The organism is Pseudomonas sp. MM213 (assembly GCF_020423045.1).
Taxonomy (GTDB): Bacteria; Pseudomonadota; Gammaproteobacteria; order Pseudomonadales; family Pseudomonadaceae; genus Aquipseudomonas; species Aquipseudomonas migulae.
In genome coordinates, this window is sequence record NZ_CP081943.1 from 3,344,874 (window position 1) to 3,359,891 (window position 15,018).

Annotated in this window: 12 protein-coding genes; 3 read left to right on the forward strand and 9 right to left on the reverse strand. The window is 60.5% G+C overall.

Annotation, left to right across the window (positions count from 1 at the left end):
- Positions 1-2: 2 nt before the first annotated feature.
- The 5 genes from K5R88_RS15190 to metE all read right to left on the reverse strand — a co-directional run bounded on the left by K5R88_RS15190 (position 3) and on the right by metE (position 6,204).
- On the reverse strand, positions 3-911 hold the full coding sequence (locus K5R88_RS15190; protein WP_226300216.1) for a hypothetical protein: 909 nt from the start codon (positions 909-911) through the stop codon (positions 3-5).
- Positions 908-1,603, reverse strand: coding sequence for a hypothetical protein (locus K5R88_RS15195; RefSeq protein WP_223451274.1), 696 nt, complete (start codon positions 1,601-1,603; stop codon positions 908-910). The genes K5R88_RS15190 and K5R88_RS15195 overlap by 4 nt, the downstream gene beginning before the upstream one ends.
- Before the next feature lie 99 nt (positions 1,604-1,702).
- Positions 1,703-2,368, reverse strand: a complete 666-nt coding sequence (locus tag K5R88_RS15200) for a DsbA family oxidoreductase (protein ID WP_226300217.1) — start codon at positions 2,366-2,368, stop codon at positions 1,703-1,705.
- 261 nt (positions 2,369-2,629) lie between these two features.
- A complete protein-coding gene (locus K5R88_RS15205) occupies positions 2,630-3,664 on the reverse strand; it encodes an alpha/beta fold hydrolase (RefSeq protein WP_226300218.1) in 1,035 nt (344 codons plus the stop codon).
- 227 nt (positions 3,665-3,891) lie between these two features.
- A complete protein-coding gene (metE, locus tag K5R88_RS15210) occupies positions 3,892-6,204 on the reverse strand; it encodes a 5-methyltetrahydropteroyltriglutamate--homocysteine S-methyltransferase (protein WP_226300219.1) in 2,313 nt (770 codons plus the stop codon).
- Between the two features lie 108 nt (positions 6,205-6,312).
- On the opposite strand from metE, the gene metR reads away from it, so the two are divergent.
- Positions 6,313-7,230 carry a transcriptional regulator MetR gene (metR, locus tag K5R88_RS15215; protein WP_008032216.1) on the forward strand — a complete coding sequence of 306 codons (918 nt, stop codon included), beginning with the start codon at positions 6,313-6,315 and terminating at the stop codon, positions 7,228-7,230.
- A gap of 187 nt (positions 7,231-7,417) precedes the next feature.
- Here the strand turns inward: metR and K5R88_RS15220 are convergent, their stop codons facing one another.
- From K5R88_RS15220 to K5R88_RS15235, 4 genes are all read right to left on the reverse strand, one after another.
- A complete protein-coding gene (locus tag K5R88_RS15220; RefSeq protein ID WP_226300265.1) occupies positions 7,418-7,915 on the reverse strand; it encodes a GNAT family N-acetyltransferase in 498 nt (165 codons plus the stop codon).
- A gap of 2 nt (positions 7,916-7,917) precedes the next feature.
- Positions 7,918-8,556 carry a LysE family translocator gene (locus K5R88_RS15225; protein ID WP_008032220.1) on the reverse strand — a complete coding sequence of 213 codons (639 nt, stop codon included), beginning with the start codon at positions 8,554-8,556 and terminating at the stop codon, positions 7,918-7,920.
- A 22-nt stretch (positions 8,557-8,578) separates the two neighbouring features.
- Positions 8,579-9,013, reverse strand: coding sequence for an NUDIX hydrolase (locus tag K5R88_RS15230; RefSeq protein ID WP_226300220.1), 435 nt, complete (start codon positions 9,011-9,013; stop codon positions 8,579-8,581).
- A gap of 200 nt (positions 9,014-9,213) precedes the next feature.
- Positions 9,214-10,593, reverse strand: coding sequence for an HD domain-containing phosphohydrolase (locus K5R88_RS15235; RefSeq protein ID WP_226300221.1), 1,380 nt, complete (start codon positions 10,591-10,593; stop codon positions 9,214-9,216).
- Between the two features lie 258 nt (positions 10,594-10,851).
- Between K5R88_RS15235 and K5R88_RS15240 the strand changes: the two genes are divergently transcribed.
- Positions 10,852-13,137 (forward strand): putative bifunctional diguanylate cyclase/phosphodiesterase, encoded by a 2,286-nt coding sequence (locus tag K5R88_RS15240; RefSeq protein WP_008043573.1) that lies wholly within the window; start codon positions 10,852-10,854, stop codon positions 13,135-13,137.
- The gene (locus tag K5R88_RS15245; RefSeq protein WP_008043572.1) at positions 13,134-15,008 is read left to right on the forward strand and encodes a putative bifunctional diguanylate cyclase/phosphodiesterase; all 1,875 of its coding nucleotides are present in this window, start codon (positions 13,134-13,136) and stop codon (positions 15,006-15,008) included. Before K5R88_RS15240 ends, K5R88_RS15245 begins: the two co-directional genes overlap by 4 nt.
- Positions 15,009-15,018: the final 10 nt, after the last annotated feature.

Sequence of the window (15,018 nt, forward strand, 5' to 3'; positions counted from 1 at the left end):
GGCTAGTGCGCATAAACCTTCTGCAACTGCGCTTGCGTCAGCGCATCTTCGAACGGTACCGGGACTGATTTCACCGCGCCATAGAGGTTGCGGTAACGCCAGTAATTGCCGTTGTTGGCCAGTTGGTAACCGCGCTCGACCACGCGCTGACCATCCAGCACATACCGCAAGGTTTCCTGGGCCGCTTCCGGGGGAGCCGGCAGCATCAGGTCAGCGGCCAGCACGCGCATGGATTCATCGATGCATTCGTCGAGCACAGCGGTGACCTTCGCCAGATCCAGGCTGCCGTCGTCGATGCATTGCTTGCCGCAACGGCGTATCGGCTGACTGGCCACTTCGATGCGCATGCGGTACAGCGCCATCCCGGCAATGTCCTGAACCTGCACCTGATTGATCAGCACAAAACTGCCGCGATCGGGGGTGAGCATCAGTTTGGGTTCGATCACCAGCCGCCCGGTGACTTGCCCTTCGCCCTGCTTCAGTCCTGCCGAGTGCGATGCCTGTTGATAACGCTGTTGCAGACGTTCCTGCAACGGCACGCCGGCGAGCAGATCGGCCATTGGACGTGAATCCTTGAGCGCAACCTTTTCCGCATCGCGCTGCAAGCTGCCACTGCCCATTTGGGTATTGATCAGGCTCGCCACCAGCAGACCGGCCAACCCGGCCGTGTTGCCGGAACTCGCCACCAGGTTATGACTCGACTGCGCAGCCTCCTGCGCCGCCTTGGCGTCAATCACGGTGCTCGCACCGACAAACGCCTGGGGCAACTGCATGTCCACTTTCAGCCCGTGGGCCTGAACGTAGGACGCGGCACTCTGCGACTTGAAACCGGTCTCGGGTGCCGGTTTCTGCGCGCAACCGGCAAGCATCAGCAGGACCAGCGCGCAGGCCCCCGTAATCGCACACTTCATTGTTCGAACGGCGTGATCATTTGCTGACGGCTATTGTCCATGGCCTGGTAGAAGGCGTTGGACAGGTTGGTGTAGGTCGGTTCATCCCACTCGCCTTGGGCGGCTTGCACTGCAGCGAACGGTTTGAACCACAGCAGTTTGTTGTCGGCCAGATCGACCACCATGCCCTGCCCGCTCACCTGCGCCATCGGCACGCTGGTCGGCACGATGCTGTAATAACTGCGGGTGGCGCCGGTGGCGAAGACATTTACCAGCAGCAGACGATCGACGCCATAAGTGGCTTTGATCGGGGTCAAATCGCGGACCGTGTAGCCTTCACGGAAACTGGTTTCCTTGTAGACCTTCAGGTCTACCGGCTCATTGATGCGCTTGACCTTGTAGCCCTTGGCCTGGAGCTTGGCGACGATGGCGTCGGGCAAGGTGTTCAAGTCGCGCACTTGCCACTTTTCAACGTTGTCACTGAGTTTGCTGTTTACGCCCCGATTGATCGCGTAATCGAGAATCCCCTGGTTGCCGGTCAGAGCCAGCACCGGCTCCGGTACCACGGTGATAGCCACGCCGATGGTCGGCTCTTTGGCATCCCAGAATTGTTTATCCAGCGGAACAGGCGGTTGAACGTGGGCGCAGCCGGTGAGGGTCAGGCAGGCAAGCAGTGTCAGCGCCGCCCAAGTGCGAAAAGCATGAAAAGTCATGGATCATGTCCCTATGAATGAAAACGTTGCTGTTTTTGTCGGCAGCAACGGCTGAAACAATAGTGGCACATTGATATATTTGTTTTCAACTGGCGCCGATCAACTGACCTTTCCGCCCTTGACCTCAGTCAAGATCTGGCGGATCGCACCGACAAATGTCTCCACCGGTTGCCCGCCGCTGACTGCGTATTGCCCGTTGAACACCACCGTCGGCACCGAACTCACCCCGCGCGACAGCCACAACTGCTCTTCCTCACGCACCTCTTTGGCGAACTCGTCCGAGGCCAGGATCGCCTCGGCCCGCTGCCGGTCCAGGCCAACGCTTTGCGCGATCTGAGCCAGCTGCGCGTGGTCGGACGGATTGCCGCCCTCCGTGAAATACGCCTTGAACAACGCCTCTTTCAAATTGAACTGCAACCCTTCCAGCCCCGCCCAGTACAGCAAGCGATGCGCATCGAAGGTGTTGTAGATGCGGCTGTTGCCGTCGGTGCGAAAGGCGAAACCGACTTCGGCGCCACGCGCACGGATCATTTCGCGGTTCTTCTGCGACTGCTCCGGGGTCGAGCCGTATTTCTCGGTGATGTGTTCGGTGATGTTCTGCCCTTCCGGGCCCATCTTCGGGTTCAGCTCGAACGGCTGGAAACGGATCTCGGCCTGGACCTCGTCCCCCAGCAGATCCAGGGCACGGGTCAGGCCGTACAGCCCGACGACGCACCAGGGGCAGGACACGTCGCTGACGAAATCGATTTTCAGGGGGGTACTCATCACTCACCTCGCAGGCAGGATACGGGCCGGAAAAGTTGAACGATACACCTGTGGGTCTGAGTACATCTGCTAGAAATTGGTTGGTTGTCAGGCCGTCATCGCTGGCAAGCCAGCTCCTACAAGGTTAAGCGTGTGCACATAGATTTCGGTCAACCCGGTCTGTAGGAGCCGGCTTGCTGGCGATGGGGCCTTCAAACTCTGCGTCGTTGTCGAGGCCGCCTTCGCGGGCAAGCCTCGCTCCTACAATTACAAGGATTGGGGTTACAGGAGGTTGTGTTCGACCACCGGATCGATCTGCGCCCAATGCGAAGTGTCCTCGCGGTGAGCTTGCAAATAGGGCAGCACCGCCGCGAGCAATGGCGCTTTGAAGGCCTCCTGAAAACGATGGGCCAGCCCCGGAATCAACTTCAACTGGCTGCCACGAATATGCGCCGCCAGGTGCACGCCATGCATTACCGGCAACAGCGGATCGGCAGTGCCATGAACCACCAGCGTCGGCACCCGCAGTTGATTGAGCAGTGCCACCCGGCTCGGCTCGGCGAGGATCGCCATGATCTGGCGCTTCACGCCCTCGGGGTTAAACGCACGGTCATAGGACTGCGCCGCCTGATGCAGCAGCGCTTGCCGATCATCACTCACCGACGGGCTACCCAGTGCCGCCAACAAATCAGCTTGCTGCTCAAGCGCCACTTCACGATTCGGCGCGCCACGCCGCGAAAGCAGTTGCACCAGCGCCGCGTTCGGCGCCGGCAAGCCTTCGGCACCGGAACTGGTCATGATCAGCGTCAGGCTCTCGACCCGCTGCGGCGCCATGGCCGCCATGTGCTGGGCGATCATCCCGCCCATGCTCGCGCCCAGCACGTGGAATTGCTCGACGTGCAAGGCATCCATCAAGCCCAGCGCATCGTCGGCCATGTCGGTCAGGGAGTACGGCGCCGATACCGGCAAGCCGAGTTTGTAGCGCAGCACTTCGAAGGTCAGGTTGGCGTCGGCAGGCGATTGCCGCCAGGTGGACAGGCCGACATCGCGATTGTCATACCGGATGACCCGAAAACCCTGCTGACACAGCGCAACCACCACCTCGTCCGGCCAGTGAATCAACTGCCCGCCCAGGCCCATCACCAGCAGCAAGGCCGGATCGGAGGCACGGCCGATGCTCTGGTACGCCAGGCTCACCTGCGCCAGATCGACCCGTTCGGTCGGAACATTGACATCGCATCGAGACGCCGCAAAGGACGGAAGGCCAAAGAACAACGCAGCCAGGAAGGCCGCCGTTGATAAAAATCGTGCACGCATGAAAAACACCGAAACGCAGAACCCCAGTAGAGCGCGAGTCTGATGAAGTTTGTTGAAGCGCGCTGCCACAGTTACGTGACAGTTTGATGAAGAGTGCTGAACGGTCGTACTTGTCGCGCAGGCAACGATCTGTAGGAGCCGGCTTGCCGGCGATGAACGATAACGCGGTGAGTGCGAATCATCGCGGTGCGGCCATCGCCGGCAAGCCGGCTCCTACAAGGACGGTGTCAGGCCAGCTGACTGCGCAGTTGCCGCGCCGCCGCCACCATGTTCACCAATGCCGCTTCAGTTTCCGGCCATGCCCGGGTCTTCAAACCGCAATCCGGGTTCACCCACAACCGCTCTGCCGGAATGCGCTTCACGGCCTTGCTCATCAACTTGACCATCTCGGCCGTGTCCGGCACCCGTGGCGAGTGAATGTCGTAGACGCCCGGACCGATGTCATTCGGGTAGTCGAACGCTTCGAAGGCTTCCAGCAATTCCATGTCCGAACGCGAGGTTTCGATGGTGATCACATCGGCATCCATGTCGGCAATCGCCTTGATCACGTCATTGAATTCGCTGTAGCACATGTGCGTATGGATCTGGGTTTCATCGCGCACGCCGGAGGCGCTCAAGCGGAACGCTTCCACCGCCCAATCGAGGTATTCCTGCCATTGCGCCCGACGCAGTGGCAAGCCTTCGCGGAACGCGGCTTCGTCGATCTGCACGATCTTGATGCCGGCGTTTTCCAGGTCGACCACTTCGTCACGCAGGGCCAACGCCAACTGCTGCGCCTGGACTTTGCGCGAAACGTCTTCACGCGGGAACGACCACATCAGCATGGTCACAGGACCGGTGAGCATGCCTTTCATGACTTTGTCGGTCTGGCTCTGCGCGTAGCTGATCCAGTCGACCGTCATGGCTTTCGGACGGCTCAGGTCGCCATAGATGACTGCCGGTTTGACGCAGCGCGAGCCGTAGCTCTGGACCCAGCCGAAACGGGTGAACAGGTAGCCGTCCAGTTGCTCGGCGAAGTATTCGACCATGTCGTTGCGTTCGGCTTCACCGTGTACCAGCACATCCAGCCCCAGACGTTCCTGGACTTGCACGGCGTGGCGAATTTCGTGGTGCATGGCGTCGGTGTAGTCGTTGGCAGAAAGCTTGCCTTGCTTGTAGGCCTGTCGCGCCAGACGGATCGAACCGGTCTGCGGGAACGAGCCGATGGTGGTGGTCGGGAACGCCGGCAGTTTCAAGCGCGCACGTTGTTGCTCGATGCGTTGGGCGAACGGCGATTGGCGTTGGCTGTCCGCTGCACTGATGGCATTGATGCGCGCCTGCACTTCAGCTTTGTGAATACGCGGCGACTCGGCACGGCTGGCCTGAATCGCCCGGCTTTGCGCCAGCGCGGTTTGCACTTTGGGCGATTGCGGATCGTTGAGCGCGTCGCGCAGCACGGCGATTTCGCCACACTTCTGCACCGCAAACGCCAGCCAGCTTTTCAGTTCCGGATCGAGTTTGTCTTCGCGTTCCAGGTCTACCGGGCTGTGCAGCAGCGAGCAGGAACTGCTGACCCACAGGTTGTCGCCGAAACGTTCCTGGGCCAATTGCAGTTGTGCGAGCACCGGTTCCAGTTCGCAGCGCCAGACGTTGCGGCCATTGACCAGGCCCACCGAGAGAATCTTGTAGGTCGGCAGACGATCGAGCACGTGCAGCAGTTGGTCGGGGGCGCGCACCGCATCGATGTGCAAACCTTGTACAGGCAAGCCGACGGCCAGGCCGAGGTTGTCTTGCAGGCCGCTGAAGTAGGTCGCCACCAGCTTTTTCAGCGGCGAATACTGGAGGATGTGGTAGGCGCGTTCGAAGGCATTTTTCCATTCTTGCGGCAGGTCGAGGGTCAGGATCGGTTCGTCGATCTGCACCCACTCCACGCCTTGTGCGGCGAGGCGGCCGAGGATTTCACCGTAGATCGGCAGCAGGCGCTCCAGCAGGTCGAGCTTGTCGAAGTCGTTGCCTTTGGCCTTGCCCAGCCACAGGTAAGTCAGCGGGCCGATGATCACCGGTTTGACGTTGTGGCCAAGGGCCTTGGCTTCGTCGACTTCGTCGAACAGCTGTTCCCAGCTCAGCTTGAACTGCTGGTCAGCGCTGAATTCCGGGACCAGGTAGTGGTAGTTGGTGTCGAACCACTTGGTCAGTTCCTGGGCGTATTGCGCTTTGCTGTGTTCGCCACCGCAGCAAGTGGTGGTGGCGCCACGGGCCATGGCGAACAACGTGTCGAGCGTCGGCAGGCCCCTGGCATTCTTGGCGCTGTCGAAACGCTCCGGGATCACACCGAAGGTCAGGGAATGCGTCAGGACCTGGTCGTACCAGGCGAAGTCGCCGACCGGCAACAGGTCGATGCCGGCGTCTTTCTGTAATTGCCAGTGGGTGGCACGCAATTGGCGGCCGACGCTTTTCAGCGCGTCCTGATCGAGATCGCCCTTCCAGTAGGATTCGAGGGCTTTTTTCAGTTCGCGGTCAGCGCCGATGCGTGGAAAACCAAGTGTGTGGGCCAGAGCCATGGTGAGTTTCTCCTTGTAAAAGATGGCGCTATTGTCGACAGCCAACCAAACATGAGACAAACTCAACCTTTTCGTGTTGATCACAAGTTTTCCTCATGGAGCCCTCCGGTGCTTGAAATCCGTCACTTGAAGACCCTGCACGCCTTGCGCGAAGCCGATAGCCTGGTCGATGCCGCCGACCGCCTGCACCTGACGCAGTCGGCGCTGTCCCACCAGTTCAAGGAGCTGGAAGAGCGCATGGGCATGCCGCTGTTCGTGCGCAAGACCAAACCGGTGCGCTTCACCAGTGCCGGTTTGCGCCTGCTGCAACTGGCCGACGCCACCCTGCCGCTGCTGCGCGGCGCCGAGCGTGATATCGCGCGGCTGGCCGGTGGCACCGCCGGGCGCTTGCACATGGCGATCGAGTGCCACAGTTGCTTTCAGTGGCTGATGCCGACCATCGACCAGTTCCGCGATGCCTGGCCGGAAGTCGAGCTGGACCTGGCCTCGGGCTTCTCTTTCGCACCGCTGCCGGCGTTGGCCCGTGGTGATCTGGATCTGGTGGTGACCTCCGATCCGCTGGAACTGGCCGGGATCACCTATGTGCCGTTGTTCACTTATGAAGCCATGCTCGCGGTCGCCAATCAGCACCGTTTGGCGAACAAGGCATACATCGTTCCGGAGGATTTGCTCACGGAAACCCTGATCACTTACCCGGTGGAACGTGACCGGCTGGACATCTTCACCCGCTTCCTGGAACCGGCCGACATCGAACCGGCCCAGGTCCGCACCTCGGAACTGACGGTGATGATGATGCAGTTGGTCGCCAGCGGTCGTGGCGTGTGCGGCATGCCGCACTGGGCGCTGCATGAATACAGTTCACGGGGTTACGTGAAGGCCAAGCGGCTGGGCGAGAAGGGATTGTTTGCGACGTTGTACGCGGCGGTTCGTGCGGACATGCTGGATGCGCCGTATATGCGCGACTTCCTGCTGACGGCAAAAGACACGTCGTTCTCGACACTCGATGGTGTCAGCGCCGTCCGCTAACACAACGCAGACCTGTAGGAGCCGGCTTGCTGGCGATAGCGGTGCATCAGGCGCCATTGATATTGACTGATCCACCGCAATCGCCAGCAAGCCGGCTCCTACAGGGGATCGTGGTGGATTCAGATTTCGTGTCGCATATGGATCGTGGTGGATTCAGATTTCGCGTCGCATATGGATCGTGGTGGGTTCAGATCTCGCGCCACATATGAATCTTGTCGAAGTAGTCCTCGCCCACCCGCACCGCCAGCGGTTCGAGGCCGAACTGGATGAAGCCGCAACGCTGGTACAGGTTGAACGCCGCGTCATTGCCGGCGGTAACGGTCAGTTGAATCAGCCTCAAGCCCGGGTGGGTTTGCGCTTCGGTCAACGCCGCCTGCACCAGTTGATAACCAAGCCCGCGCTGGCGGACCTGACTGGACACGTACATGCCAAACAGCGTCGCCTTGTGCCGGGCCTTTTCCCGAGGATCGAAAGCGAGGCCGACGATGCCCGCCAACTTCCCCTCCTCAAACGCCCCGAACACCACATCGAGCTTGCTGGTCAGGCGCGATTCCCACCAGCTCAGCGGCATCGTGGCGCGCTCGCGCACGGTGGAGGTAAACGCCTGGGGATGCAGGTCGTAGGCTTCGAGCATCAACGCCCGATAGTCCAGGGCATGGCTGGCATCAAGCCGTTCAATCCACATGTTCACGCCGTCCGTCGTTGCTCAAGCATCAGCCGCACGGCCAGCGCCGCCAACACAAACCCCATGAAGTAACGCTGCACCGCCAGCCAGGTCGGGTTGTTGACGAACCACGACGCGATGCCGGCGGCGAACACCGCGATCAGCAGGTTGACGCTGAAACTGACGCTGATCTGCGTCAGGCCGAGGATGATGCTTTGGTTGAACACCGAACCGTGCTCAGGGGTGATGAATTGCGGAAACACCGAGAGGTAAAACACCGCGATTTTCGGGTTCAGGGCGCTGGTCAAAAAGCCCATGGTGATCAGTTTGCGCGAGGAGTCCGGCGGCAACTGCTGTGCCTCGAACGGCGAACGCGCGCCCGGTTTGACCGCCTGCCAGGCCAGCCACACCAGGTACAGCGCGCCGGCCCACTTCAACACTTCATAAGCCATCGGCACCGCGAGGAACACCGCCGTCAATCCCGCTGCCGCAGCGAACAGGTGCACAAAAAAGCCCGCCACCACACCGAGCAACGAAGTGACTCCGGCCTTGCGCCCCTGGCAGATCGAACGAGAGATCAGGTAGATCATGTTCGGTCCCGGCGTCAGTACCATCAGCAACGCGGCAGCGGCGAAGATCAGCAAGTCTTGAAGCGGGATCATGGCGGTTCCTTGGCGTGAATGATCAGGCGATTGCGCTCAGCGAGGCTCGATAAAACGGCAGGATCAGGTCGCGTGTCAATGGCGCCAGCGTCACATCGCCGTCGGTGGCGGGGTCGATCCAGCGCACCTCTTCGATTTCCGCCGCAGGCGATACGTCTTCATCGATAGTCAGCTGAAAGAGTTCGGCCTGTACGACAAAACCTGGCTCATTGGCGGCCGGTGCCGAGAACTGCCCCAGATAAGTGGCGTGCGCCGGATCGATGGCCAATCCCAACTCTTCTTCCAGTTCACGCACCAGGGCGTGAACCGGTTGTTCATGGGCCTCGATCTTGCCGCCCGGCTGCATGAAAGCTTCAGTGCCACGTTTGCGCACCAGCAGCGTGCGACCGTCGGGGCCGATCAACAGGGCGGCGGCGATGTGGATGATGCGGGGGGAAGTGGCGGATGCAAGCGTCATGAGTGAGGCGTGGCCTTGGCTGAAAGGTGCAAGCATCACATGAGTGGCGGGACATCGTCACGCCGAAAAAACTCTGGCAGAGCATACCCGCCGCTTGTAGGAGCGAGCTTGCTCGCGATGATCGTCAACGATAACGCGGTAGGCCCGGCAGCCCGCAGCGTTCTCAGGTTCATCGCGAACAGGCTCGCTCCTACAGAGGGTCAGTGCTGAGCCTGGGGAACCTGTTCCATCTCGAGAATCGCGCCGTTCACTTCTTCCGGCACCTTCACGAAAATGCTGTATTTCGCGCCCTCCATGGCCTCGAAGGCGATCAGCTTTTCCACCAGCGGTCCGTTCAGCACCTTGCCGGCGTTGAGCAACAGCATGCCGTTGTCGGCGTTGAGGTTGCGCGCCAGGACCATCCCCGCTGCCAATTCCCGGGTGGTCATGACCTTGACCATCGGATCGGCCAGGGACACATCGCTCAGGTACGCGGCACACACCTTGATGAAATCCTCCACCATCTCGGGGTCGTAGAGTTTTCCGGCATAGCTGCGGATATACACCAGCGCCTCATCGCTGTTCATCTGCCGTTCCAGGATCAACCCGCGCTGCAACTCGATGAAATCCACTGCCAGTTTCAACAGCCGGGAACCGATCGGTATCGCCTCGCCCCTGAGCCGGTCGGGAAAACCGCTGCCGTCCCAACGCTCCTGATGGTGAAGAATCAGACGGGCAGCGTCCTTCATCGGGTCGAGCGTCATCAACAGGGATTCGCTCTGCTTCGGATAATTGCGATAACGCTCGCGATCATTGTGATGCAACAGGTCCGCGGGGGCGGTCATCATGTTGTCGGTCCAGCTCAGCTTGCCGATGTTGTAGAGCGCCGCCGCCATGGTCAGGTCGCGGCTGGTGCCTTCGTCCAGGCCATGAAGTTTGCAGTACACCCGCACCAGCTCGATGATCTGCCGGTTGGTCTGTTTGGCCGGCGGCATGCGCAGGTTGGCCAGCAGCGAGAACATTTCGGTGCCGGTAACGTAGCTGTGCTTGAGCTCTTCGTAGGCCAGGTCGAGCATGTCGGCGGTCTGCTGCAGCTCAGCGGTGCGGGAGGCGACGCGTTTGTCCAGGGTGATGTTGAGCAGCTTCAATTCCTGATTCTGATCCCACGTTTCCTGGACCAGACGCAACCGTTCACGCTCGGAATGCTGATACGCGAGTGATTGTCGCAGGACCAGCAGCATTTCCTCATCGTGCCAGGGCTTGCTGATGTAACGGTGAATCTGCCCGTCATTGATGGCTTTGATAATGGCTGACGGATCGGCATAACCGGTCAACATGATGCGCACGGTATCGGGGTAATGCTGATGGATGAGGGCCAGCAGCGTGGCGCCGTCCATGTTGGGCATGCGCGCGTCACTCATCACCAGGTCGATGGGCTGCTGCGCCATGATTTCCAGGGCCTGGGCGCCGCTGGTGGCCAGCAACACGTCGTAGGGCTGGCCGCGCAACAGTCGACGCAGGCTATTGAGGATGGACTCCTCATCGTCGACCAGCAGCACTTTGGGTTTATAGGTGGACCTCGTGGGGAGTTGCTCTTCCATGGCATTACCTCGGGCGAAAACGGTTACAGCGATATGTCGGGAACCGGGCAAACATCCCCTATTGCCGGATCCTGACCTACAGGCTAGATGATTTTCGACCCACCACTGCAATGATTCGTTTCAGTCGGTTGCGCGAAGTCTGATCCGGGCGACTATGCTCACGTCACTCGGATCCATTATCTGTACGCTCGGCCAAGTGGTCAGGGAAAGGATGCCCCTTATGAACACGGTGTATCAAAACGCTGTCGGTCCCGGCATATGGCGATGAATACGCTGTTGTCGCGGACCAATCGTCGGATTCTTATCGTCGACGACACCGCTTCAATCCACGAGGACTTCATCAAGATCCTCAGCCCGCCTTCGTTTGACGACGACAGCCTGACCAGCGCTGAAAATGCCCTGTTCGGCACCACGGCGGCCATCACGTTGCAGAGCTTCATCCTAGATTCGGCGTTTCAGGGCCTTGAAGCACTGGACAAGGTCGAGACGGCCCTGGCCAACGACCTGCCTTATGCGATGGCCTTCATCGACATGCGCATGCCGCCGGGCTGGGACGGCCTGGAAACCATCGAACGGCTGTGGCAGGTCGATCCGAAGCTGCAAGTGGCGCTGTGCACGGCCTACTCCGACTATTCCTGGGAAGACATCGACGAGCGCCTGGAACTCGGCGACCGCCTGCTGATTCTCAAGAAACCGTTCGATGCCATCGAAATTCGCCAAATGGCCAGCGCGCTGACCGCCAAGTGGCAAATGACCGAAGACGCGGCGCTGAAGATGTCGCTGCTCGAACAAGCGGTCGAGGAGCGTACCCGGGAACTGTCCGATGCCAACATCATCGTGCAGAACAGCCCGACCATTCTCTATCGGTTGCGGGGCGAACCGTCGTTTCCACTGATGTACATCTCGCACAACATCACCAAATACGGGCATGTCGCGGCGAAACTGGTGGCCTCGGCCAACTGGGCCCGGGAGCTGATTCATCCTGACGATCAAGCGAAGGTCGACACGGCGATGGCGCGGGTGCTGGACCGCCATGCCGCCGGTGCGTCCATCGAGTTTCGGATGCGCACTGGCGAAGGGGCCTGGCGTTGGGTGGAAAACCGCTACATCCCGGTGCGCGACGATGAAGGCAGGCTGCTGGAAGTCGAAGGCATCATCATCGACATCACCGAGCGCAAGCTGGCCGAGGAGAAAATCTTCCTGCTGGCGCGCACCGACGGGCTGACCGGGCTGGTCAACCGCGCGACGCTGATCGAACGGCTGCACCAGGCCTTCGCCGCTGCGCGTCGTGGCGCGACCCCGTTTGCCATCTTTTATCTGGACCTGGATCACTTCAAACGCATCAACGATACCCTCGGGCACCCGGTGGGCGATCTGTTGCTGCAAGAAGTCGCCCGGCGGATCAAGGCGTGTGTACGTGAGAACGATATCGTCGCCCGCCTTGGCGGCGACGAGTTCGCGATCCTGCAACTGGACGTCAGCGACCCGACCCACTCCGCGTCCCTGGCCACCAAGGTCCGCGACGCGCTGGTGCTCCCCTACTCCCTGGCCGGCAACGATGTCCGGGTGTCGGTCAGCATCGGCATCAGCAGCTACAGCCCGGCCTGCACCAGCGCCGACGGCCTGCTGACCCAGGCCGACATGGCGCTCTATCGCTCCAAGGAAAAGGGCCGAAACCAGTACCACTTCCACTCCGAAGAGATCAACCAGGAGATGGTCGAGCGCATGACCATCGCCAGCGAATTGAGAGAGGCCATCGAGCACGATGAACTCGAACTGCGTTACTGGCCGGAAGTGGACCTGAGCAGCGGCAAGATCCTCGGGATGGAAGCGCAGGTCACCTGGAATCACCCCGGGCGCGGCTTGCTGGAAGCCTCCGCGTTCCTGCCCGCCGCCGAAAAGACCGGCACCATCATCGCCCTCGGTCACTGGGTACTCGATCGCGCCTGCCGGCAAATGCGCCAGTGGCGGGATGAAGGTGTCGCGCCACCGGTGATTGCGATCAAGCTGTCCCTGGCCCAGCTCAAGAGCGGCCCGGAACTGATTTATGACGTGCTGCGCACCACCGCGCGCTGGGAGCTCTGCGCCTGGGACCTGCGCTTCGACGTCACCGAGGCGACGCTGGCCCAGACCAAATGGACCCACAACGATGTGCTGCCGCGCCTGCGGGAGCTGGGGGTGAAAATTGCCATCGACGACTTCGGCACCGAGTATTCGTCGTTCGATTACCTCAAGACCTATCAGGTCAATCACCTGAAGCTCGCTCAACCTTTCATCGATACCGCCGCCCGCGACCCGGCCAGTGCCAACACCTTGCGCGCCATTATCAATTTCGCCCGGGAGGTAGGGATCGGAATCATCGCCGAAGGTGTCGAAACCCAGGAACAGCGCAGTTCATTGATGGCCACCGGGTCGCCGATGAACGCCCAGGGTTACTTCTTCAGCAAAGCGGTCAGCAGCCAGCAGGCCGCCGAGCTGCTGAAAGCCGGAAGCATCGTGCCGATCCGGGACAACCCGCACCGGTCCACGGAGGACAAAGGATGAAAGTGCCTTGCGTGCGGACCAACCGGCGCATCCTGATCGTCGACGACACGCCTTCGATTCATGATGACTTTCGCAAGATCCTCGGCCCCGAAACCGACGATGAACAGACCCTCGCTGGCACAGAAGCCGCACTGTTCGGCACGCCGCACACGGATCGCCTGACGTTTCAGCTCGACTCGGCGTACCAGGGCCAGGAAGCCCTCGAACTGGTCAAACACGCATTGGCTGAAGGTCGCCCCTATGCGCTGGTGTTCACCGACATGCGCATGCCGCCGGGCTGGGACGGCCTGGAAACCATCAAGCAAATGTGGCAAGCCGACCCGCACCTGGAAATCGCGCTGTGCACCGCTTTTTCGGATTACACCTGGGAAGCCATGACCGAACGGCTGGAGTTCGGCGACCAGATGCTGGTGCTGAAAAAGCCCTTCGACAGCCTGGAAATCCGCCAGATGGCCAGTGCCCTGACCTGGAAATGGCAGATGGCGCAGGACGCGGCGATGAAAGTGCTGAGCCTGGAGCAAACCATCGAGGCGCGGGTTCACGAGCTGCTCAAGGTGTCGCACTTGCTGCAGTACGACGTGTTGACCGAGTTGCCCAACAGCACGTTGCTGGGTGACCGGTTGAACCAGTCGCTGGCCCTTTCACGACGCAATGACAAACAACTGGCGGTGATGTTTCTGGGGCTCGACCGCTTCAAGCGCATCAACAATGCGCTCGGCCATCCGGCCGGAGACGAGATGTTGAAACAGGTCAGTCGCAATCTGGTGGCCACCGTGCGCGAGTCGGATTCGGTGTTTCGCTATGGCTCCGACGAGTTCGTGGTCATCCTCGCCGACATTCGCCACCCTCAACAGACCAGGGGCATCGCCGAAAAACTCTTGAACGCCATTCGCATTCCCTTGCATATCGCTGGCCACGACTTGAGCGTGACCGCGAGCCTGGGCATCAGCATTTATCCCGATGATGGCCTCGAAGCGATCGAGCTGATCAAAAAAGCCGAGACCGCGATGCGCAACATCAAGGAAATCGGCCCGAATGATTTCAGCTTTTTCATCGATGAAATGAACCAGCGCGCCAGGGATCAGCAAAGTATCGAAACCGGTATTCGCCTGGCGCTGGAGCGCAACGAGTTTGTCCTGCATTACCAACCCAAACTGGACCTGAGCAGTGGTCAGGTGGTTGGCGCCGAAGCGTTGATCCGCTGGCAGAAACCGGGGCACGGGTTGATCTACCCATCGGAGTTCATCGGTGTGGCCGAAGACAGCGGTCTGATCGTGCCGCTGAGCAAATGGGTGCTGGCCGAGGCCTGCCGGCAGGCCTGCGCCTGGCAGGCCGAAGGGCTGCCAAAAATATGCATGTCGGTGAATATGTCGGCCATCGATTTCCGCCAGCGCGACTTTGTCGACGGCATCGGACTGACCCTCGAACAAACCGGCCTGGAACCGGCGTTGCTGGAACTGGAAATCACCGAAGGCGTGTTGATGCAAAACATCGACACCACCGTCACCGCCCTGACCCGACTCAAGGTCATGGGTATCCGGCTGGCCATCGATGACTTCGGCACCGGCTACTCCAGCCTCAGCTACTTGCGGCGCTTTCCCATCGACGTGTTGAAAATCGACCAGTCGTTCATTCGCGGTTTGAGCACCGACAGCAACGACGCCGCACTGGTCAGCGCCATCATCAGCCTGGGCCGCAGCCTCAAGCTGACCATCATCGCCGAAGGGGTGGAAACCCTCGAACAGCTGGATTTCCTCAAGGCCCATCGATGTGAAGAAGGCCAGGGTTACTACTTCAGCAAAGCCGTCGAACCGGACGCCTTCGCCCGATACCTTGAGTCGGTGAAACCTGCTCCATTTACCGCCACGTGAACGATGCGCA